The organism is Nocardioides jishulii, assembly GCF_006007965.1.
Lineage (GTDB): Bacteria > Actinomycetota > Actinomycetes > Propionibacteriales > Nocardioidaceae > Nocardioides > Nocardioides jishulii.
On the sequence record NZ_CP040748.1, the window covers coordinates 2885137 to 2905816 of the forward strand.

21 protein-coding genes and 1 tRNA gene are annotated in these 20680 nt (G+C 70.7%); 13 read left to right on the forward strand and 9 right to left on the reverse strand.

Annotation, left to right across the window (positions count from 1 at the left end; genetic code table 11):
• The first annotated feature begins 36 nt into the window (after positions 1-36).
• On the forward strand, positions 37-564 hold the full coding sequence (locus tag FCL41_RS13690; protein ID WP_137065102.1) for a DUF2243 domain-containing protein: 528 nt from the start codon (positions 37-39) through the stop codon (positions 562-564).
• Positions 561-1400: a cytochrome c oxidase assembly protein gene (locus FCL41_RS13695; protein WP_212723066.1), complete on the forward strand. Its 840-nt coding sequence runs from the start codon at positions 561-563 to the stop codon at positions 1398-1400. The genes FCL41_RS13690 and FCL41_RS13695 overlap by 4 nt, the downstream gene beginning before the upstream one ends.
• Here the strand turns inward: FCL41_RS13695 and otsB are convergent.
• The 3 genes from otsB to FCL41_RS13710 all read right to left on the reverse strand — a co-directional run bounded on the left by otsB (position 1371) and on the right by FCL41_RS13710 (position 3097).
• A complete protein-coding gene (otsB, locus tag FCL41_RS13700; protein WP_137065101.1) occupies positions 1371-2207 on the reverse strand; it encodes a trehalose-phosphatase in 837 nt (278 codons plus the stop codon). The genes FCL41_RS13695 and otsB overlap by 30 nt on opposite strands.
• A gap of 85 nt (positions 2208-2292) precedes the next feature.
• On the reverse strand, positions 2293-2787 hold the full coding sequence (locus FCL41_RS13705; protein ID WP_239021650.1) for a LytR C-terminal domain-containing protein: 495 nt from the start codon (positions 2785-2787) through the stop codon (positions 2293-2295).
• 13 nt (positions 2788-2800) lie between these two features.
• Positions 2801-3097 (reverse strand): DUF3263 domain-containing protein, encoded by a 297-nt coding sequence (locus FCL41_RS13710; protein WP_137065100.1) that lies wholly within the window; start codon positions 3095-3097, stop codon positions 2801-2803.
• A 173-nt stretch (positions 3098-3270) separates the two neighbouring features.
• Between FCL41_RS13710 and FCL41_RS13715 the strand changes: the two genes are divergently transcribed.
• Entirely contained in the window at positions 3271-4665 is a 1395-nt protein-coding gene (locus FCL41_RS13715; RefSeq protein ID WP_137065099.1) for an alpha,alpha-trehalose-phosphate synthase (UDP-forming), read from the forward strand.
• 25 nt (positions 4666-4690) lie between these two features.
• Here FCL41_RS13715 and FCL41_RS13720 read toward each other — a convergent pair whose 3' ends face one another.
• Positions 4691-5359 carry a glutamate synthase-related protein gene (locus FCL41_RS13720; protein WP_212723065.1) on the reverse strand — a complete coding sequence of 223 codons (669 nt, stop codon included), beginning with the start codon at positions 5357-5359 and terminating at the stop codon, positions 4691-4693.
• 116 nt (positions 5360-5475) lie between these two features.
• On the opposite strand from FCL41_RS13720, the gene FCL41_RS13725 reads away from it, so the two are divergent.
• The 6 genes from FCL41_RS13725 (at position 5476) to pdxY (ending at position 11849) form a co-directional block, all read left to right on the forward strand.
• Complete coding sequence (locus FCL41_RS13725; RefSeq protein ID WP_137065098.1) at positions 5476-6858, forward strand: MFS transporter; 1383 nt, start codon at positions 5476-5478, stop codon at positions 6856-6858.
• On the forward strand, positions 6858-8288 hold the full coding sequence (locus tag FCL41_RS13730; RefSeq protein ID WP_137065097.1) for a pyridoxal phosphate-dependent decarboxylase family protein: 1431 nt from the start codon (positions 6858-6860) through the stop codon (positions 8286-8288). The genes FCL41_RS13725 and FCL41_RS13730 overlap by 1 nt, the downstream gene beginning before the upstream one ends.
• A 165-nt stretch (positions 8289-8453) precedes the next feature.
• On the forward strand, positions 8454-9368 hold the full coding sequence (locus FCL41_RS13735; RefSeq protein WP_137065096.1) for a PDDEXK family nuclease: 915 nt from the start codon (positions 8454-8456) through the stop codon (positions 9366-9368).
• Between the two features lie 104 nt (positions 9369-9472).
• Positions 9473-10171: a uracil-DNA glycosylase gene (locus FCL41_RS13740; RefSeq protein ID WP_137065095.1), complete on the forward strand. Its 699-nt coding sequence runs from the start codon at positions 9473-9475 to the stop codon at positions 10169-10171.
• A gap of 28 nt (positions 10172-10199) precedes the next feature.
• Positions 10200-10970 carry a dioxygenase family protein gene (locus FCL41_RS13745; RefSeq protein WP_239021651.1) on the forward strand — a complete coding sequence of 257 codons (771 nt, stop codon included), beginning with the start codon at positions 10200-10202 and terminating at the stop codon, positions 10968-10970.
• Positions 10971-10997: 27 nt separating this feature from the next.
• Positions 10998-11849: a pyridoxal kinase PdxY gene (pdxY, locus tag FCL41_RS13750; RefSeq protein ID WP_137065094.1), complete on the forward strand. Its 852-nt coding sequence runs from the start codon at positions 10998-11000 to the stop codon at positions 11847-11849.
• Between the two features lie 15 nt (positions 11850-11864).
• Here pdxY and FCL41_RS13755 read toward each other — a convergent pair whose 3' ends face one another.
• Positions 11865-13022 carry a glycoside hydrolase family 6 protein gene (locus tag FCL41_RS13755; RefSeq protein ID WP_137065093.1) on the reverse strand — a complete coding sequence of 386 codons (1158 nt, stop codon included), beginning with the start codon at positions 13020-13022 and terminating at the stop codon, positions 11865-11867.
• 124 nt (positions 13023-13146) lie between these two features.
• A tRNA-Thr gene (locus FCL41_RS13760) sits at positions 13147-13222 on the reverse strand.
• Positions 13223-13263: 41 nt separating this feature from the next.
• Here FCL41_RS13760 and FCL41_RS13765 point away from each other — a divergent pair.
• Positions 13264-14511: a DUF4032 domain-containing protein gene (locus FCL41_RS13765; protein ID WP_338088635.1), complete on the forward strand. Its 1248-nt coding sequence runs from the start codon at positions 13264-13266 to the stop codon at positions 14509-14511.
• Between the two features lie 2 nt (positions 14512-14513).
• On the opposite strand, the gene FCL41_RS13770 is transcribed toward FCL41_RS13765, so the two are convergent.
• Together FCL41_RS13770 and FCL41_RS13775 are read right to left on the reverse strand one after the other, a co-directional pair.
• Complete coding sequence (locus FCL41_RS13770; RefSeq protein ID WP_137065092.1) at positions 14514-15035, reverse strand: gluconokinase; 522 nt, start codon at positions 15033-15035, stop codon at positions 14514-14516.
• Positions 15032-16492: a GntP family permease gene (locus FCL41_RS13775; protein WP_137065091.1), complete on the reverse strand. Its 1461-nt coding sequence runs from the start codon at positions 16490-16492 to the stop codon at positions 15032-15034. Before FCL41_RS13775 ends, FCL41_RS13770 begins: the two co-directional genes overlap by 4 nt.
• A gap of 86 nt (positions 16493-16578) precedes the next feature.
• On the opposite strand from FCL41_RS13775, the gene FCL41_RS13780 reads away from it, so the two are divergent.
• Genes FCL41_RS13780 through FCL41_RS13790 form a run of 3 tightly spaced genes read left to right on the forward strand, consistent with a single transcriptional unit; the run spans position 16579 to position 20160 of the window.
• Positions 16579-18813 carry an MMPL family transporter gene (locus tag FCL41_RS13780; RefSeq protein WP_137065090.1) on the forward strand — a complete coding sequence of 745 codons (2235 nt, stop codon included), beginning with the start codon at positions 16579-16581 and terminating at the stop codon, positions 18811-18813.
• A 55-nt stretch (positions 18814-18868) separates the two neighbouring features.
• On the forward strand, positions 18869-19315 hold the full coding sequence (locus tag FCL41_RS13785) for an META domain-containing protein (protein ID WP_137065089.1): 447 nt from the start codon (positions 18869-18871) through the stop codon (positions 19313-19315).
• Positions 19315-20160 carry an SDR family NAD(P)-dependent oxidoreductase gene (locus FCL41_RS13790; protein ID WP_137065088.1) on the forward strand — a complete coding sequence of 282 codons (846 nt, stop codon included), beginning with the start codon at positions 19315-19317 and terminating at the stop codon, positions 20158-20160. Before FCL41_RS13785 ends, FCL41_RS13790 begins: the two co-directional genes overlap by 1 nt.
• Positions 20161-20185: 25 nt before the next feature.
• Here the strand turns inward: FCL41_RS13790 and FCL41_RS13795 are convergent, their stop codons facing one another.
• Complete coding sequence (locus tag FCL41_RS13795) at positions 20186-20680, reverse strand: O-acetyl-ADP-ribose deacetylase (RefSeq protein WP_137065087.1); 495 nt, start codon at positions 20678-20680, stop codon at positions 20186-20188.

Sequence of the window (20680 nt, forward strand, 5' to 3'; positions counted from 1 at the left end):
TACCGCTCCTGCGACTGAGGCAGGGGAGGTTTCAGGATGAGTGCGCCAGCGCCACGGGTCCGCGACGTCGACGAGCAACCGCGCAGCATCACCGCGCCGGGGATCGTGCTCGGCATCGGCCTCGGCGGCTTCGTCGACGGGATCCTGCTGCACCAGGTGCTCCAGTGGCACCACATGCTGACGAGCACCGACACCGACACCATCGGGGTCCCCTACTACCCGGCGACCACCGTGCACGGCCTCGAGATCAACACGCTGTGGGACGGCCTCTTCCACGCCTTCACCTGGCTGATGGTCCTGATCGGGATGGCGATGCTCTTCTCCCGCGTGCAGCACGGACGCGGGGCGGCGTGGCGCCACCGCACGTTGTGGGGGTGGGTGCTGGTCGGCTGGGGGCTCTTCAACCTCGTGGAGGGCACCGTCGACCACCACCTCCTCGGCATCCACCACGTCCGCAGCGGTGACCACCAGCTCGCTTGGGACCTCGGCTTCCTGGGGCTGGGGGCGATGCTGGTCCTGGTCGGCTGGCTCCTGGCGCGCACGGCTCCCGCGACCGACACGTGATCGTCTCCACACTCGTCTCCAGCCACGGCACCGGCCACGGAGCCGACGGCTCCGACACCACCCTGCTCGCGGAGCTGGCCGCCTGGCTTCCCGTGGCCGTGGTCGCAGCGGTGGGTGTCGCGTACGTCGTGCTCGCGGCACGCGCACGCCACCGTCAGGGGTGGCCGCCCGGCCGGACCCCGGCGTTCGCGACAGGCATCGCGCTCCTGGCGCTCGGCCTCACTCCGCGCTTCGACGCCGTCGCCGCGCAGGACTTCGGAGGCCACGCGGCACAGCACCTGCTGATCGCCATGGTGGCGCCACTCGCACTGGTGCTGGGCAGCCCCGTCACCCTGCTGCTGCGGACCCTGCCGCACGCGGCGGCCCGACGCCTCGGGCGCCTGCTCAACTCACCGGTCGCGCACGTGCTGACCCACCCCGTGACGGCACTCGTCCTGAGCAGCGGCGGCCTGCTCGTCCTCTACTTCACGCCGTTGTACCGGCTCAGCACCGAGCAGACGTGGGTGCACGTGCTCGTGCACCTGCACCTGGTGCTCTCCGGCTTCCTCTTCGCGTGGGTCATCGCCGGCCTCGATCCTGCGCCGCGACGAGCCGGGGTGCGCACCAGGCTCGTGGTGCTGGGGGTCTCGATCTTCGTGCACGCCTGCGTCTCCCAGCTCCTGTACGCCGGGATCTGGGTGCAGGTCGACGCACCCGTCGCACAGCTGAGGGCGGCGGGGAACCTGATGTACTTCGGCGGCGACATCGCCGAGCTGGCCCTCGCGCTCGTCATGCTGCTGGCCGCGCGACCGGACCGGGCGGAACGATCAGGAGAGGTCGTGCACCAGCGCGCGTAGGAGCTCGACCACCCCGTCGGGTCCGTCGACGACGAGGTCAGCCAGCTCCTCGAGCTCCTCGGGACCGTCGCCGCCGTGCGAGCAGACGGCCATCGTGGCGACGCCTTCGGTCCGCATGGCGCGCAGCTCGGTGAACGCCTCCACGTCACCCAGGTCGTCACCGGCGAAGAGGAAGCCCTTGGCGCTCCACTCCTCGGCGAGGCGCCTGACGGACAGCCCCTTGTGCATGCCGGGCGCCCGGACCTCGACGACGAGGCGGCCCGGTTCGACGGCGAGGCCGTGGCGCGCGGCGGCGTCGGTGACCAGCGGCAGCAGACGGGCGAAGGAGCCGGCAGGGTCGTCCAGGCGCCGGGTGTGCAGCGCGACCGCGAGCCCCTTGGGCTCGACGTAGGCGTCGGGGGCGCCGGCACGGCGTACGAGGGACGGGACCTCGCGCAGGAAGCCGGCGAGGCCGGCGGGGGGACGGGGCGACACGACGCGGCGATCCACGGCGGTCCACCGCTCGTTGCCGTACTGCCCGAGCACGAGGAAGGAGCGGTGGAGGTCGTTGATCCGGCTGCCGACCTGGTCGAGGTCGCCGAGGGCCAGCGCCTGTCGCACGGGACGACCGGTGACGACGGCGACGCCGCGGACGACCTCGCTGAGGGCGACGAGCAGGTCCGGCACCTCGGGGTGCACGTGGGCCCGGGTCGGGTCCTCCACGATGGGCGCAAGGGTGCCGTCGAAGTCGAGACCGACGACCAGGTCGCCGCCCGAACGGACGACGGCCTCGTAGAGAGCGGACGCCGAGGGGTCGGTGAAGTCCATGGGTCCTACTCAACCAGACCTTTCCCGACGGGCGGGCGTGAAGGTCGTCACCCTCGACGCGCTGGTGCCAGGACGCGCGCTGGGGTCAGCCCGTGAGGATGACGGTGAGGCGATCCAGCTTCATCGGGGGGACGGCCTCCTTGGTGCGACGGATGCCGAGGTCGAGGGCCAGCTGCTTCGCCGCGGCCTTGAGGCGGGGCGGGTGGTAGACGGTCGGCTCGGGGATGTGGCCGACCCAGTTGTCCGAGCCGACGACCTGCCAGCCGGCAGCCGTGATCTGGGAGGCGGTCCGACCCGCGAGGCCCTTGACGCCGGAGTTGTTGTAGACCTCGACGTAGACCTTGCTCCGGTCCAGCTTCGGCTTCGGCTTCGCCTTCTTCGTGGGCGTGGCCGACGGCGTGGGGTCGGGCGTCGGGGTCGGCGCGCTCTGGGCGACGTTCTCGACCTTGCGCTCGGCCTCGGGGGCGTCCTTCGTCGCGACGAAGGCGAAGCCGGCCATCGCCACGGCGATGACGCTCAGCATGACGACCGGCGAGGGGAAGGCGACGCCGCGCTCGTTGCGGCGCATGGAGGGCTTCACGATGCTCTCCTGCTCAGATCTCGAAGCCGAGGCGGCGGGCGGAGCGCTGACGCTGGCGCTGCTGACGCAGGCGGCGGAGGCGACGCACCAGCAGGGGGTCGGCCTCGAGGGCAGCCTGGGAGTCGATCAGCGCGTTGAGCACCTGGTAGTAGCGCGTCGAGCTCATGTCGAACTTCTCGCGGACCGCCTGCTCCTTCGCGCCGGCGTACTTCCACCAGTGCCGCTCGAACTCCAGGATGTCGCGGTCGCGCTCGCTCAGGCCGGCGGCCTGTTCGGCTCCGTTGCCCTTGAGGGCGTTGGCGGCGTCCATGTGCGTCTCCCAGTGTGCGTGCGTCGAACCGTGCTGCTGCGTCCACTGTAGGTGACGAACCACAACCATGTCATTCGCTTGGCGGCGCGCCGCCCCGCGGCCCGGCCGACCCGTCTCGGGCCACTCCGCACGGGCGGCGGCCGGGTGATTGCGGGCACCGTTAAGGTGAGGGCGTGACCACAGCCACAGCCGACCTCGTGATCGTGGCCAACCGTCTCCCCGTGGACGAGGTCGTCAACCCTGACGGATCCACCTCGTGGGGCCGCTCCCCCGGGGGCCTGGTGACGGCCCTTGAACCGGTGCTGCGTGCGCAGCACGGCGCGTGGGTCGGCTGGCCCGGTGGCACCGACCAGGAGATCGAGCCCTTCGAGTCCGACGGTCTCACCCTGGTGCCCGTGCCCCTGAGCGCCGACGACATCGAGCACTTCTACGAGGGCTTCTCCAACGGAACGCTCTGGCCGCTCTACCACGACGTCATCGCCAAGCCGCTGTTCCACCGCGAGTGGTGGGACGCCTACGTCGACGTCAACCGCCGCTTCACCGAGCGCGCCGCCGAGGTCGCTGCCCCCGGTGCGACCGTGTGGGTCCAGGACTACCAGCTCCAGCTGGTGCCGCAGATGCTGCGCGAGCTGCGCCCGGACCTGCGCATCGGTTTCTACCTGCACATCCCCTTCCCGCCGGCCGAGCTCTTCGCCCAGCTGCCGTGGCGCCGCCAGATCCTCGAGGGCCTGCTCGGCGCCGACCTGATCGGCTTCCAGCTCCCCGGGGCGGCCGCCAACTTCATCCGCCTCGTGCGCACCAGGGTCGGTCATCGCACCCACAAGGACACGGTGCAGATGCCGGACGGCCGCCTCGTGCGCGCTTCGGCGTTCCCCATCTCCATCGATGCCGAGGAGTTCGAGACGATGGCCCGCTCCGAGGCGGTGCAGTCCCGAGCCAAGGAGATCCGCGAGCAGCTCGGCAGCCCGAAGACGCTCTTCCTCGGCGTCGACAGGCTCGACTACACGAAGGGCATCCACGCCCGTCTGCGCGCCTACTCCGAGCTCGTTGCCGAGGGCCACGTCGACGTCAACGACGCCGTCTTCGTGCAGGTCGCGACGCCGTCCCGCGAACGGGTGGAGCAGTACCGCATCCTGCGCGACGAGATCGACCGCCTGGTGGGCCGGATCAACGGCGACCTCGGCCATTACGGTCGCCCCGCCATCGACTACCAGCACGCCTCCTTCCCCCGCGAGGAGATGGCCGCCCTCTACCGGGCGGCCGACGTGATGGTGGTGACTCCGCTGCGCGACGGCATGAACCTGGTCGCGAAGGAGTACGTCGCCTGCAAGTACGACGACGAGGGCGCCCTGGTCCTCTCGGAGTTCGCTGGCGCCGCGCACGAGCTGCGTCAGGCCTGGATGGTCAACCCCTACGACATCAACGGCATGAAGGCGACGCTGCTCGACGCCCACCGCGCCTCCCCGGAGGAGCGGCGCCGCCGCATGCGAGCGATGCGGGTGCAGGTCAAGGAGAACGACGTCGCTCGCTGGGCCGAGAACTTCCTCGGTGACCTCGCGGGCCGCTGAACCGCCTCATCCCCTGAACCGCTCCTCAGCCGTCGTCCTCGCCCTGGTCCTCGCCGAGGTGAGCCATGACGTGGACGAGGTCGTCGGTGAGTCCCTGCGAGAGCTCACCCCACCCGGGCTCGTAGCCGTAGAGCTGGCGCAGCGGCACCGCTGAGCGCTGCCCGTCGAGGATGTCGATGTCGTCGGCGGTGAGCAGGCCGGGATGCACGACCCCCACGGCCTCGGAGACCTTGAGCAGGTCGCGACGCAGGGCCAGCACGTAGTTGGCCAGCCGCTGTGTCTTCGACGTGGGGTCCAGGCCCCGGGTGTAGCGCGGATTCTGCGTGGCCACCCCGACCGGGCAGTGGTCGGTGTGGCACTTCTGCGCCTGGATGCAGCCGATGGAGAGCATCGCCTCGCGGCCCACGTTGACCATGTCGACCCCGAGCGCGAAGGCGACGAGGGCGTTCTCCGGCACGCTGGCGTAGACCCAGCGGCGCTGGTCACGCGAGAAGGGCCGCTCCTCGTCGTTGCTGGTGACGATGTACTGGCGCAGCTCCGGCCCCACCGTCTCCACCCAGTAGCGGAAGTGTCCGATCACCGGGAAGTTGCGCAGGATGGCGTGCTGCCGCTGCGTCAGGTCGTGGGCGACCACGCCCCCCAGTGCTGCTGCAGCCAGCCCTGCCACCTTGCCGCCCGTCGAAATCCGTCCCATGCCACAGGTCTAGTCGCAGGGCTCCACTCTGTCGACCCCGGGGAGTGGTGCCGCTGACGAACCCTGTTGGGCGCGATTGCATGCGACGGTGGTCGACGCGCCCCTAGGGTCGGCGCATGACCACTGACGTCCCGACCCTCGGGCGGAACGCGCTCCCGCGCGGCGTGCGCCTGGGCTACGGCTCGGGGTCGGTCGCCACCGGCGCCTTCGGGACGGTTCCGGGCCTGATGCTGCTCCCGTTCCTCACCGACACCCTCGGGATCGCTGCGCTGTGGGCCGGCCTCATCGTCTTCGCCCCCAAGGCGTGGGACGTGCTGCTCAACCCGGTCGCCGGACGGATCAGCGACCGCACGGTCGACCCGCGTGGTCCGCGCCGCCCGTGGTTGCTGCGGGCGGGGCTGCTGCTCGCCGCCGGCTTCGCGTTGATCTTCGCGGTCCCCGAGTTCGGCTCGAAGGGCCTGGAGGCCACGTGGGTGCTGGTCGCCTTCCTGGCGACTGCGACGGCGTACGCGTTCTTCCAGGTGCCCTACGTGGCGATGCCCGCGGAGATCACCGACTCCTACGACGAGCGCACCCGCCTGATGACCTGGCGGGTGGCGATCCTCGCGCTCACGATCATGCTCGCGGGCGCCACGGCGCCGTTGATCCGCAACGCCTTCGACGGCCGTACCGGCTACGCGGTGATGGGCGCCGTGATGGCCCTCGTCATCGCCGCCGGGGCCACCGCTGCGTACGCCGGCACCCGCCACGCCCCCGTCGTCACTGTCGAGGCCGGTACGGGCTCGCTCGGCGAGCAGCTGAAGGTGGTGGCCTCCTCAACCAACTTCCGGGTCCTGCTCGTCACCTTCGTCGTGCAGGCCCTGGCCACCGGCGCCATGCTCGCCGGCGTCGACTACCTCGCCGAGGAGGTGCTGGGCAGCACGGCGGCGACCACGGTGCTCTTCGTCTGCTTCGTCGGACCGGCGCTGGTGCTGACGCCGCTCTGGGCCCGGATCGGCGCCCGGATCGGCAAGCGCCAGGGCTTCACGCTCTCCTCCCTCGTGCTGGCCTCGGGCGCCCTGCTGGCGAGCACCGCGCTGGTCGCCCCGTCGTGGGTGGTCTTCGCGGCGGTCGGCCTGGTGGGAGTGGGCTATGCCGGGTGCCAGGTCTTCCCGATGGCGATGCTGCCCGACGCGGCTGCCGTGGACGCGCACGTGACCGGGGAGAACCGCATCGGTGTCTACACCGGCGTGTGGACGGCGGGCGAGACCTTCGGCCTGGCCCTGGGCCCCAGCCTGTTCGCCCTCGTCCTCACCCTGGGCGACTACCGCTCCTCCACCGACGGCAGCGCCGTCCAGCCCGACTCCGCGCTCACGGCAATCACCGTCGGCTTCAGCGTCGTACCCGCCCTCCTGGTGGTGGCCAGCCTCTGGTGGCTGCGCCGCTACTCCCTCACCGCCGCCGACGTCGAGGCCGCCCTGGCCGCCGCGACGACGCCCACCCCCAAGGACACCGAGTGATGGTCCGTTCCGACGCCCTGGCCCGACTGCACGCGATGCAGGCCGGTGACCTTCCGGTCCACGGCGGCCGGACGCTCGCCTACGTCTACGACTCCGGCCTGGCCGAGGTCGACCGCATCGGCAGGGAGGCCGTGGCAGCGTACGCAGGCTCGAACGGCCTCGACCCGACTGCCTTCCCCAGCCTGCTGCGCATGGAGAACGAGCTGGTCGGCTTCGCCGCCGACCTGCTCAACGCCCCGGACGAGGCCGTCGGCACGGTGACCTCCGGCGGCACCGAGTCGATCCTGCTGGCGGTCCAGGCCGCGCGTGACTCCCGCCCCGAGGTCGTCTCCCCGTCGATGGTGCTCCCGGAGACGGCCCACGCTGCCTTCCACAAGGCCGCGCACTACTTCGGGGTGCGGACCGTGGTGGTGCCGGTCGGTGACGACTTCCGACCCGACCCGTGGGCGATGGGGCGGGCCATCGACGGCACGACGGTGCTGGTCGTGGCCTCGGCGCCGTCCTACGCCCACGGCGTCGTCGACCCGGTCAGCGAGATCGCCGCCCAGGCCAAGGCGAAGAAGGTGCGGTGCCACGTCGACGCCTGCATCGGCGGCTGGGTGCTGCCCTACGCGGAGCGTCTGGGCCGCGACGTCGGGGAGTGGGACTTCCGCGTGCCGGGCGTCACCTCGATCTCCGTCGACACCCACAAGTACGCCTACACCCCGAAGGGCACGTCGGTGCTGCTCCACCGCTCCCCCGCCCTGCGGCGGGCGCAGTACTTCGCCTCGGCCCGGTGGCCGGGCTACACGATGCTCAACGCCACGACGCAGTCGACGAAGTCGGGCGGGCCGCTGGCGGGCGCGTGGGCGGTCGTCACGACCCTGGGCGACGAGGGCTACCTCGCGCTCACCGAGCAGGTCCTCGGCGCGGTCGACCGACTCGTGGCCGGCGTCGCGCAGGTGGACGGCGTACGCGTGGTCGTGCCGCCCGACGCGACGCTGGTGGCGCTCGCCTGTGACGAGACCCTCGACCCGTTCACGCTGACCGACGAGATGACGGCGCGGGGCTGGTACGTCCAGCCGCAGATGTCGTTCCGAGGGCGGCCCGCCACCGTGCACCTGTCGGTGAGCGCGGCGACGGCCGACGTGGTCGACGACTTCCTCGAGGCCCTGGACCAGGCGGCGAAGGCCTCGGTGGCCGCCGGTCCCGTGGTCGTGGACCCGGGCGTGGTGACCTTCATCGAGTCACTCGACCCCGCCCGCCTCACTGACGACGACTTCGAGGGCCTGCTGGCCACCTCCGGGCTGATGGGCGACCCCGACGCAGGGCTGGCCCTCCCGGAGCGGATGGCGGAGGTCAACGCGTTGCTCGACGTGGCCGCGCCATCGATGCGTGAGGCCCTGCTCGTGGCCTTCCTGGACCGGTTGGCGCGCCCGGTCCGCTACTGAGGCATTCCCAGGCCCACAACTGGTCGATGAATGCGGTGCCACGAGCGTCTCGACGCATCCATCGACCAGTTCCTCCGGGCCTCCCCATGTGCACACCCCGGTGCGTGGTCCACAGGCGCTCAGGAGCGGCGTACGCCCTGACTCACCGACCACGACGCTGGCTCCATGGAGGTGCGTCTCACCCGGAGCGGCGAGCATGCCGGAGGTGACTGGGTCCGGGTGACCCACGGCGCCCACCGGCGCCGAGACGCCGACGATCCGTTCCTCTCCGACCTGCAGGCGTGGTTCCGAGTCCTGCCGACCTCGTCGCGGTTCACCCACCTGACAGCCGCCCGGCTCTGGGGTTTGTGGCTGCCACCCCTTCCGGCGGGGCTGCCGGTGGTCGTCGCCTGCGACCCCTCGCGAAGCCGTCCCCGTCGGCTCGGCCTGAGCGTGGTGCGACCGACCCGGCTGGAGGCAGCCTCGACGGTCGCCGGGCTGCCGGTCGATCCGGTCGAGGTGGCACTCCTGGCGGCATGTCGCGACGTCGGCGACCTGGACGCGCTGGTCCTGGTGGACTCCGCCCTGCGTGCAGGGCTCACGACTCCAGCGGCCCTGCTCCGAGTCGCGGCCACCCGGACCCGGGGCGCACCGCGACTGCGCCGGGTGCTGGGTCTCGCGGATGGGCGTGCGGAGTCGCCGTGGGAGACGATGCTGCGCGCCCTGCATCACCACGTCGCGGCATCGGTCGAGCCGCAGTTCGAGGTCGTCGACGAACGTGGAAGCTTCGTTGCTCGAGGCGATCTGCGTCTCTCAGGTCACCGAGTCCTGCACGAGTACGACGGTGGAGTTCACCTCACGGTTGACCAGCAGCGGTCAGACCTGCGCCGAGCCCGGCGGCTCACCAGCGCGGGCTGGGTGCGCCGCGGCTACACCAGCGAAGACGTGTTGCACCGCGCCGTCGGCGTGCTGCGCGACATCGACGACACGCTCGGACGCACCCACGACCCCAGGCGCATCCGAGCGTGGCACGACGAACTGCGTACGTCCTGCTTCACCTCGGCTGGCCGGGCGACCCTGCAGGCGCGCCTCGCCACATGAAACAGCAGACTGGTCAATGGATGCGTGCTGCGACGTGAGAAGGCGCATCCATTGACCACTTCGTACGCCGCCCGCACCCACCGCAGTCGGTTAGGTTGCGCGTCATGGACGGACTGGACGAGCTGGTGGAGCGTGGCCTCATGGCCCCCGACTGGGCCGCGGCCCTCCTGGCGGTCGACCCGCAGGTCGACGCGACCGTCGCCGCACTGGGTGGCTTCCTGCGCGAGGAGGTGGCGGCAGGGCGGGGCTACCTGCCGGCCGGCAACGCGGTCTTCCGGGCGTTCGAGCGGCCGTTGACCGACGTACGTGTGCTGGTCGTGGGCCAGGACCCCTACCCCACGCCCGGGCACCCGATCGGCCTGAGCTTCGCGGTGGCCAAGGACGTACGCCCCCTCCCGCGCAGCCTCACCAACATCTACCGCGAGCTCGAGGCCGACCTCGGCATCGCGCCCGCGACGCACGGCGACCTCAGCGCCTGGGCCGACCAGGGCGTGATGCTGCTCAACCGCGCATTGACGGTCGGGCCGGGGCAGGCCGGCTCGCACCGTGGTCGCGGCTGGGAGCGGGTGACCGACGCCGCGATCACCGCGCTCGTGCAGCGCGGTGGGCCGTGCGTCGCGGTGCTGTGGGGCCGTGACGCCCAGCAGCTGAAGGGCGCCCTGGGGGCGATCGCGGCGGTGGAGTCGCCGCACCCCTCGCCCCTGTCAGCGTCACGAGGCTTCTTCGGGTCCCGCCCGTTCAGCCGGGTCAACGAGCTGCTGGAGGCGGCGGGCGGCGACCCGGTGGACTGGCGACTGGAATAAAGTTCAACTTTGAATCATTATGGGTGGCATGGAACGCATGCCCTCGCTCTTCATCGGCCACGGAGCCCCGCCCCTCCTCGACGACCCGGTGTGGTCGGGCGAGCTCAAGGAGTGGGCCGCCCACCTGCCGCGCCCCACGGCGATCCTGATCGTCTCGGCGCACTGGGAGTCCGCCCCGATCAGCCTCACGGCCAGCGGAGCCGGCCTGGTCTACGACTTCGGGGGCTTCGCGCCGAAGTACTACAACATGCGTTACGACACCCCCGACTCCACCGCGCTGTCGGCCCGGATCGCGGCGATGATGCCGGCAGGTGTCCCGGTCCACCAGCACCGCAGCCGCGGCCTCGACCACGGCGCCTGGGTGCCGCTCAAGATCATGTATCCCGAGGCCGACATCCCGGTCGTGCAGATGTCGCTGCCCACCCATGACCCGGCCACCCTCATGGCGCTCGGCGAGCGGTTGCGCCCCTTGCGGGACGAAGGCGTGCTCATCATCGGCTCCGGCTTCCTCACCCACGGACTGCCGTTCCTCAAGGAGTTCCGCATCGAGGCGGCGGCTCCTGGCTGGTCCCGCGACTTCGACGCCTGGGCCGCCGAGGCCATGCGGCGCGGAGACGTCGACGAGCTCGCGCAGTACCGGACGAAGGCCCCCGGCATGCCGTACGCCCACCCCACCGTCGAGCACTACACCCCGCTCTTCGTGACGCTCGGCGCCGCGACCAAGGCGGACGACCCTGGCGACCAGCGCATCGACGGTTTCTGGATGGGCCTGTCCAAGCGCTCCCTGCAGGTCGCCTGACCCCCGCAGAGGTGAGAAGATGCGCGCGTGAAGATCCTGTCGATCCAGTCCCACGTCGCCTACGGCCACGTCGGCAACTCCGCCGCTGTCTTTCCGCTGCAGCGCCGGGGCCACGAGGTGTGGCCCGTCCTGACGGTGAACTACTCGAACCACACCGGCTACGGCGAGTGGGGCGGCCCGATCATCGCGCCGGAGGACGTGGCGAGCGTGATCGACGGCATCGAGGCGCGTGGCGCGCTGGGCCAGGTCGACGCCGTGCTCTCCGGCTACCAGGGCGGCGCCGGCATCGCCGACGTCATCCTCTCGGCGGTCGACCGCGTCAAGGCGGCCAACCCGGCCGCGACGTACACCTGCGACCCGGTGATGGGCAACGCCCGCTCCGGATGCTTCGTGCACCCCGACGTGCCGCCGATGATCCGCGAGAAGGTCGTGCCGAAGGCCGACCTCATCACGCCCAACCAGTTCGAGCTGGGCTTCCTCACCGGCACCGAGCCGGCCGACCTCGACTCGACCCTGGCCGCCGCGGACGCCGCGATGGACATGGGCCCGAGCACCGTCCTGGTCACCAGCGTCGAGCGTCCGGAGCGCCCCGAGGGCACCATCGAGATGATGGCCGTGACGCGTGACTCGGCGTGGATCGTGCAGACGCCGCACCTGCCCTTCAAGGCCAACGGCTCGGGCGACGTCACCGCGGCGCTCTTCACCGCCCACCTCCACGAGACCGGCTCGCCCGCACAGGCGCTGGCGGCAACCACGTCCAGCGTCTTCGACCTTCTGCAGACCACCCTCGACTCCGGCGAGCGTGAGCTGCAGCTGGTGCAGGCGCAGGAGTTCTTCGCCCACCCGCGCCTGCAGTTCGAGGTCACCCAGGTCCGCTGAGCGACCCCGCAGTCTTCACTGGCCGCGGTACGGCGAGTACTTGATGAGCTTGCGGGTGCGCTTCATCATGAAGGGCGAGGTCTGGCGCTTGAGCCACGGCCGACCGACCCACATGTAGGCGTCGACGTACTTCTTGGCGAGCTGGCGAGTCTTCTCGTCGAGCCCCCAGACCGGGTTCGCGACGTCGGTGGTGGGCGGGATGCCGAGGGTGACGCAGGTGCCCTTGAGCTTCTTGCCGCACACGAACGCGTGGTCGGGGTCCTTGCCGGTGTACCTGCCGAACTCGAAGCCCTTGCCGTTGGACGAGGTGTTGACGATGCCCTTGCGGCCGCGGAGACCCTTCTTGGCGAAGGCCTCGGAGATGTCCGCGACGCGCTGCACGTCCCAGGCGGTCTTGTTGTAGTGCGTGGTGTTGGTGACGACCCCGTCCGCGTGCTGCATGCCCATGGCGGTGAGCAGGCGTACGGCCTCCTTCACGCCGCCCTGGCCGGGCGACGGCCAGTCCCACCCACCCGTCTCGAGGTAGACGCGGGTGTTCGTCAGGGCGCCGTACTCCTTGGCCGCGAAGCGGATCAGCCGTGAGGAGAGCTTGAAGTTGGGCACCGTGCGCAGGAAGGTCGCGTCGGGCTGGAGCATGAGGGCGGTCGGGGTGTCGCCGATGGCCGCAGCCGACGCCCTGATCCACCGCTTGTAGCTGGCGATCTGCTTCTTGGTCGGGGCCTTCTTCTTCGATGCCGTGTACCAAGGGTCCATCCGGAAGATCGTGACCTGGACGAGCGCGTCGGGGTCGCCGTTCTGCGACAGCTCGATGTACCTGCGGGTCTTCGCGGCGATCTCCCCGTCAGGGATCCACGAGCCCATCCAGCCGGCGCGCGGCTGGTTGATGAGCCACCTCAGGTCGGCGCGCTGGGCCTTGGTGCCCTTCTCGTAGGCCACCGAGGCCATGTCGGCGGGGCCGTTGTAGACACCCCACGTGCCGGCGAGCTCCGAGGAGCTGCTGCCGGCACGCATGATCTTGTTGCCGTTGGCGGTGTAGTCGCCGGAGGGGGTGCGCTTGACGACCTTGAGGGCACCGGCCGAGGCAGCGGCGTCGGGAAGGTCGGAGGTCGGGGTGGAGAGGGCGGCGACGATGAGTCCGGCGGACGCCAGCAGAGCAAGACGAGAAAGAGCCACGACTACTCCTTCGGCAGGTGCGCGGTCTTCCTGAGGTCCGCGGAACTTTCACCGTAGGGGAGTCAGCCCCTCGCCGGGGCGACACCGCCAATAGGGGACGAAGTGTGCCGGCAACGCTCGGCGCTGGAGCCGCGTGTCGGAATCGAACCGACGACATCCGTATTACAAGTACGGTGCTCTGCCAACTGAGCTAACGCGGCGTGCGCTCCCTCGAACGCACGCTGATCCTAGTCATCGACAGGTGCACGACGGCGCAGACCCTCGTACGCTGCTCGGCATGGCGCTGCGCATCGTGGCCAGCCGGCCGGACCCGGCCCTGGTCCGACTCCCCTGGCAACTTCCGCTCGAGGAGTGGGGTGACGAGTACGTCGTCCCGCTCCCCCGTGGCCTGTCGCGCCACGTCGTACGCATCGTGCGCCTGAAGTCGAAGGTGTACGCGGTCAAGGAGACCCAGGAGCCCATCGCCTTCGCCGAGTACCGGATGCTGCGCGACCTGCAGCGGCTCGACCTGCCCGCCGTGAAGGCGCAGGGCGTCGTCACCGGGCGCAAGGCGGCGGACGGCTCCCCGCTGCCGACGGCGCTGCTGACCGAGCACCTGCTCTACTCACTGCCCTACCGCAGCCTCTTCAGCCACGGAGTCACCGCTGACCGCATCCCCTCGCTCGTGGACGCGATCGTGGTGCTCCTCGCCCGCCTCCACCTGGCGGGCTTCTACTGGGGCGACGTGTCGCTGAGCAACGTGCTCTTCCGGCGCAACGCCGGCGAGTTCGCGGCCTACCTCGTCGACGCCGAGACCGGGGAGCTGCACGCCTCCGTCAGCGACCGGATGCGGGAGTACGACCTCACCCTCGGCGGGGAGAACATCTTCGCCGAGCTGATGGACCTGCAGGCCTCCGGCAAGGTCTCGGACAAGGTCGACGCCCGCGAGGTCGTCGAGCTGCTGCACGAGCGCTACCGCGTGCTGATGGACGAGCTCACCGGCACCGAGGAGTTCGGCCTCGAGGAGATGTGGCGGATCGAGCAGCGCATCGAGCGGCTCAACGAGCTCGGCTTCGACGTCGACGAGATCGACATCATCACCGACTACGACGGCCAGCGGGTGCAGGTCCAGCCCAAGGTGGTCGACCTCGGCCACCACGCCCGCGAGCTCCAGGGACTCACCGGACTCAGCGTGGAGGAGAACCAGGCGCGGCGCCTGCTCAACGACATCGCCGCCTACACCGCCTCGCACGACCTCGGACGTGAGGACCGTCAGGTCGTGGCCAGCCGCTGGCTCACCGGCGTGTACGAGCCGATCACCGCGATGGTGCCCGACGAGTCGTCGAGCAAGCTGGAGCCGGCCGAGCGCTTCCACGAGATCCTGGAGCACCGCTGGCGGCTGTCCGAGCAGGCAGGCCACGAGGTCGACATCTTCGAGGCGGCCCGCGACTGGATCTCCCAGGTCCTCCCCCAACGCCCCGACGAGGCCATCGCCCGCGACGAGGAGTGACGTCAGGCGCGCGGCACGAGCCCCAGCCGGGCCAGCACCATGGCCGCGATCCGGTTCGGCGGTTGGGCCACGTTGACCACCATGCCCTCCTCGTCCGGCTCGAGGAGCTCGAGGGTGTCGAGCTGGGACTCCAGCAGCGACGACGGCATGAAGTGCTCGCGCGTCTCCATCCGCTGCAGCAGCAACCCCTTGTCCCCGGTCATGTGGACGAAGAAGGTGCGCTCCCCGCCGCGGCGCAGCACGTCGCGGTAGGACCGCCGCAGCGCCGAACAGCTCAGCAAGGTCGGCTGTCCGGCCTCGTCACGCTCGCGGGTCCACGCAGCGAGCGACTCGAGCCATCCCCACCGGTCGGCGTCGGTGAGCGGACGCCCTGACGCCATCTTCGCGACGTTCTCCGGCGGGTGGAAGTCGTCACCCTCGGCGAACTCCCAGCCCAGCAGGTCCCGGACCGCGTGCGCTGCCGTCGACTTGCCCGAGCCGGACACCCCCATGAAGACGAGGTGCCACGGGCTCTCGGTCGTCATCCGACCACCCACAGGCCGCAGGCAAGCACGAAGACCGAGAGTCCCAGCGTCGTCTCCATCACCGTCCACGTCTTCAACGTCGTCTTCACGTCCATCCCGAAGAAACGGCTGACCAGCCAGAAGCCCGAGTCGTTGACGTGGCTCAGCACGGTGGCGCCAGCGGCGATCGCCATCACCAGCGAGACCAGCTGCAGGTCCGTGGGGGCGGCGGTCAGGACACTCGCCGAGATCAGGCCGGCCGTGGTGGTCAGGGCCACCGTCGCCGATCCCTGCGCCACCCGCAGCACGGTGGCGATCACGAAGGCCGAGACGACCAGGGGCAGCCCGAGGTCGCTGAGCGAGTCCGACAGGGCCGTCCCGATGCCGCTGTAGCGCAGCACGCCTCCGAACATCCCCCCGGCGCCCGTGATGAGGATGATCGCGCAGATCGGACCCAGCGCGTCGTTGAGGATCGTCTCCAGCTGGGCCAGCGACCGGCGCTTCGTCCCGAGCGTGTAGGTGGCGTACAGGAGCGTGATGAGGAGGGCGACCGGTGTCTGGCCCAGGAAGATGAAGGTGTCGGCGACCGCCCCGTCCTCCCCGATCGTCTCGTTCTTGCGCAGCGTGTCGAGGATCGTGTTGGCACCGATCAGCACGAGTGGCAGGACCAGCACCGACAGCACGTGGAGGAACGACGGCGGCCGAAGTGTGGCCGTCTCCCGCGCCCCGCCCGTGGCACCGGATCCTCCAGCGTCACCGGATCCTCCCGCGTCGCCCGCGCCGCCCGCTGCCGCCTGCGGGGTCTTCTCGCCGGTGAGCACCGAGTCGTCGATGGGGACGTACACCTTTCCGGCGTAGGTCAGGGTGAAGAGGTAGACACCCACGAACCAGGCGACCACGGCGATGGGAAAGCCCACCAGCAGCGTGAGCCCGACGCTGGCCTGGATCTCGACCGCGGCGGTGACCGGCCCCGGGTGCGGCGGGACCAGGGCGTGCATCGCGGCGAACCCACCGGCGGCGGGCAGGGCGTACATCAGCACGGAGCCGCCGAACCGCTTCGCCACCGAGAAGATGATCGGCAGGAAGACCACGAGTCCGGCGTCGAAGAAGATCGGCAGGCCGAAGAGCAACGCGGCGACGCCGAGCGCCAACGGCGCACGGGACTCCCCGAACCCCGTGATGAGGGTGTCGGCGAGCACCTGGGCGCCGCCGGTCACCTCCAGCAGGCGCCCGATCATGGCCCCGAGCCCGACCAGGAGCGCGACGGTGCCCAACGTCGTGCTGAAGGCGCTGACCGTCACGCCGGCGACGTCACCGATGGGGATGCCGGCCACGATCGCGGTGGCGAAGCTGACCAGGACGAGGGCGACGAACGCGTGCATCTTGAACGCGATGATCAGGATGAGCAGCACCGCGACGGCACCCGCCGCGATGAGGAGCAGCGTGGTTGCTCCGTAGACGGGTTCCATCGGATCCATGCGGCGCACCTCCCTGTGGCGTGCCTCACACGTTAGCCCTTGTCGCCGTCGCCCACGAGCCCTGACGAGGGTGCCAAGGTGGTGACGTGAGCAAGCAAACCCTCCTCGAGCGGCTCGGGCGTCACTCCGCGCGCCACGCGGTCGCGTACGTCCTCACCTGGCTCGTGCTCGTCGTCGCGGGCTTCGTCACCAGCCTCGGCCTCCTCGGCGGCGAGTCCCTCTTCGACCGGTTGGAGACCGGCGACATCGTCGCGCCCGGCCAGGCCACGCAGGCGCGTGACCTGGTCGCGGCCCACGACGACAGCGCGTTGCCGGTGATGCTGCGCGTCGACGGGGTCGACTTCACCGACCCCGAGCTCACGCTCGCCGTGCGCCACGCCGTCCCGCGGCTCGAGAAGATCGAGGGCGTCGGCGAGGTCTCGTCCCCGATGACGCACCCGGGGTGGCCGAAGGACCCTGAGGCGTGGGCGCTGGTGGCCGACAACGACCCGGCGTCGGGGAGCTTCCTGATCGTCGTGGACGCGGGTTCCCAGCTCGACAGCGCGGTCCAGAAGGCCGTCGTGCGCGAGCTGCGCGGCTCCAGCAGCTACTTCATCGCGCCGTACGCCGAGGACCTGCAGGTCGGCGGCACCGGTCTGCTGGTCGACGACATCGTGCAGCAGATCAAGGACGACCTGGCGGTCGGCGAGGGCATCGCCATCCCGCTGTCGCTGCTGCTGATGGTGGTGGTCTTCGGCGGGTTCGTGGCCGCCGGCATGCCGATCGTGGGGGCGATCGCCTCCATCTCGGGGGCGCTGGCGATGCTCCTCGGCTTCTCGCACGTCATGGACCTCGACGCCACCGTGGTCAACATCGTCACGGTGATGGGGCTGGCCCTGTGCATCGACTACGGCCTGCTGCTGGTGAGCCGGTTCCGTGAGGAGCTCGCACGGGTCGCACCGGGGGTCCCCAGCGCCGACCTCACGCGTACGCAGGTCGAGGCGGCGGTCGGGGGCGCGGTGGCGACGGCGGGGCGCACGGTCCTCTTCTCCGCCGTCATCGTGGGGATCGCCCTGTCGGGGCTGATGCTCTTCGAGGCGCCGGTGATGCGTGCCATCGGCGCTGCCGGGGTCTCGGTGGTCGCGGTGGCGTTGCTCGTCGCGCTCACGCTGGTGCCGGCGCTCTGCGCCCTGGGCGCCCGGCGGCTGGGCGAGCGTCGCGGCGCCGAGGCTGCTCCCGACGAGGGAGTCTTCAGCCGTCTGGCAGCCGCCACCCAGCGCCGGCCCGCCCTCGTCACCGCGGTCTCAGTGGCGGTGCTGCTCGTGCTGGCGATGCCCGCCCTCGACCTGCGCCTCAACGCCAGCGGGGTGGAGATGCTGCCGGCGAAGGCCGAGCAGCGGACGTTCTTCGAAGGGTTGGAGCGCGACTTCCCCCTCCTCGCAGCCCCGAGCGTGACGGTCGTGGCCGAGGCCAGCCTCCGGGAGGCCGAGGAGTGGGCCGACGAGCTCTCCGCGGACCCCCTGGTCACCCGGGTGAACCCGCCCCACGAGCTCGGAAAGGACTCCGGACTGGTCGTGGTGGACCTCTTCACCGACGGCGGCGCGATGGGTGACGACGCCCGTGCGCTGGCCGCGCAGCTGCGGAGCGCCGACCCCGGCTTCCAGACGTGGACCGGCGGGCAGGCCGCCTCCCTCGCCGACTTCACCGACTCCGTCAAGGAACGGGCGCCGTGGGCGGCAGGGTGGATCGCCGGGGCGACCTTCCTGCTCCTCTTCCTGCTCACCGGCAGCGTGGTCATCCCGGTCAAGGCCCTGCTGCTCAACGTGGTCTCGTTGGGCGCGAGCATCGGCGTCCTCGTGTGGGTCTTCCAGTACGGCAACCTCGAGGGATTGCTGCACTTCGACTCCACGGGCGGCATCGAGTCGGTGATCCCGCTGCTGGTGCTCGCCTTCGGCTTCGGCCTCTCGATGGACTACGAGGTCTTCCTGCTCGCCCGCATCATCGAGCTGCACGAGCAGGGCCACGACGACGACACGGCCGTACGCCTGGGTCTGCAACGGTCGGGTCGCATCATCACGTCGGCGGCGCTGATCATGGTGATCGTCTTCGCCGGGTTCGCCGTGGGGCAGATGCTGGTGATCAAGCAGACCGGTGTCGCGCTGGCGGTCGCGGTCTTCATCGACGCCACCCTCGTACGCATGGTGATCGTGCCGGCCACGATGACCATGCTGGGCCGCTGGAACTGGTGGGCGCCGCGGTGGATGAAGCGGGTCCACGCCCGCTTCGGGGTCAGCGAGCACACTTCGCCAGTTTCGGGAGAACCGGCGTCAGCCACGGTCTAGGGTGGATTTCATTGGGTCGACCGTTGGGGGCGACGACCACCGACAGGAGAAGACCATGTGGATGCGTCGTGGTACCGCAGCTGTGCTCGCCGTCATGCTGGGCACGCTCCTCGCCGGGTGCGGTCAGGACTCCGAGACCGACCCCAAGAACCTCAACGGCACGTGGGTGCTCGTGGAGTTCCAGGACGGCACGGCCTCCGACCCGCTGATCGAGACCGTCATGACGCTGAAGGACGGACGGGTCTCCGGCAACGCCGGCGTCAACGACTTCAAGGGCGCCTACGAGGCCAAGGACGACGGCACGATCTCGTTCGAGGACATCTCCACCGAGAAGTCGGCAGGACCCCAGGACGCAACTGCCCAGGAGGGGCGCTTCCTGGACTCCCTGGCGAAGGTGGCCTCCTTCGAGGTCGACGAGGCCGAGGACAAGGACGACCGCACCGAGCTCGAGCTGAAGAACAACGTGGGCGTCACCCTGCTGTCCTTCATCGAAGCCCCCTGATGGCCGCTGACTCCTCCGCCCCGCTGCGCGGGCAGGTCGCCGTGGTCACCGGCGGCGCCAGCGGTCTCGGCCTCGGCTTCGCCACGGTCCTCGGGCGCGCCGGCGCCTCGGTCGTCATCAGCGCGCTGCCCGACTCCGGTGTCCCTGCGGCGGTCGCCCAGCTGTCAGCCCAGGGCATCACGGCGGTCGGTCACGAGGGCAACGTCGCCGACCTCGCGAGCGTCGAGGCGCTGCGTGACCTCGCCCTGCAGTGGGGCCGGCTCGACATCTGGATCAACAACGCCGGAGCCCCCGGCATCTACGGCCCCACCCACCAGATCCCGCCCCACGTCTTCGACCGCGTGCTCGACGCCAACGTCCGCGGCGTCTTCCACGGCACCCGTACGGCAGTGGCGGCGATGCTGGAACGCGGCAGCGGGCACGTCGTCAACGTCTGGGGCAAGGGCGCCAGGAAGCCCGTGCCCTGGCAGAACGCGTACGCCTCGTCGAAGGCGTGGAACCGCAGCTTCACCCGCACCGTCAGGGGCGAGCTCAAGGGCACGGGCGTGCGGGTGCACGGCTTCGACCCCGGGCTGGTGAAGACCGAGATGCTCGGCGAGGTGACGGTCGCTCCCGGCATGGAGAAGCGGGTGCAGGCACTGCCGTACGTCGTCGGGCTCTGGGGCCAGACGCCCGAGCAGGCCGCCGCCCCCGTGCTGCGGCTGCTCATCCAGGATCGTGACGACCACGAGGACCTGACTGTGCCGACCGTCGTCACGCGTGGCCTGCGGTCGGCGCTGAAGGGCAATCTCCGCCGTTCGAAGCGCATCAAGATGAACGTACGCACCCTCGACCTGACCGACTGACCCACCCTCGACCGGTCGAGCCTCGTCAGAGCCAGGCGTTGACGGCCGCGGCAGCGGCCTCACCGAACGCGACCAGTCGCGCCTCGGTGACCTGCGAGGGCGTGTCGCGCAGGGTCTCCACCGCGATGCGGGCGGCGTCGTCGAGCGGCCAGCCGTAGACCCCGGCGCTGACGAGCGGGAAGGCGACGGTCCGCGCCCCGAGCTCGTCGGCGACCTCCAGGCAGCGGCGGTAGCAGGAGACGAGCAGCGCAGGGTCCGTCTGACCTGCGCGTCGGTCAGGACCGACCGTGTGGATCACCCAGCGGGCGGGCATGGCGCCAGCGGTGGTCCAGCCGGCGTCGCCGGTGGCGAGACCGTCGGGGAAGCGCCGGACGCAGTCGGCCAGCACCTCGGGGCCCCCAGCGGCGTGGATGGCCCCGTCGACCCCTCCGCCGCCACGCATCCGGTTGTTGGCGGCGTTGACGACGGCGTCCACCGCCTGGGTCGTGATGTCTCCTCGGACCAGCGTCACGTCAGCCAT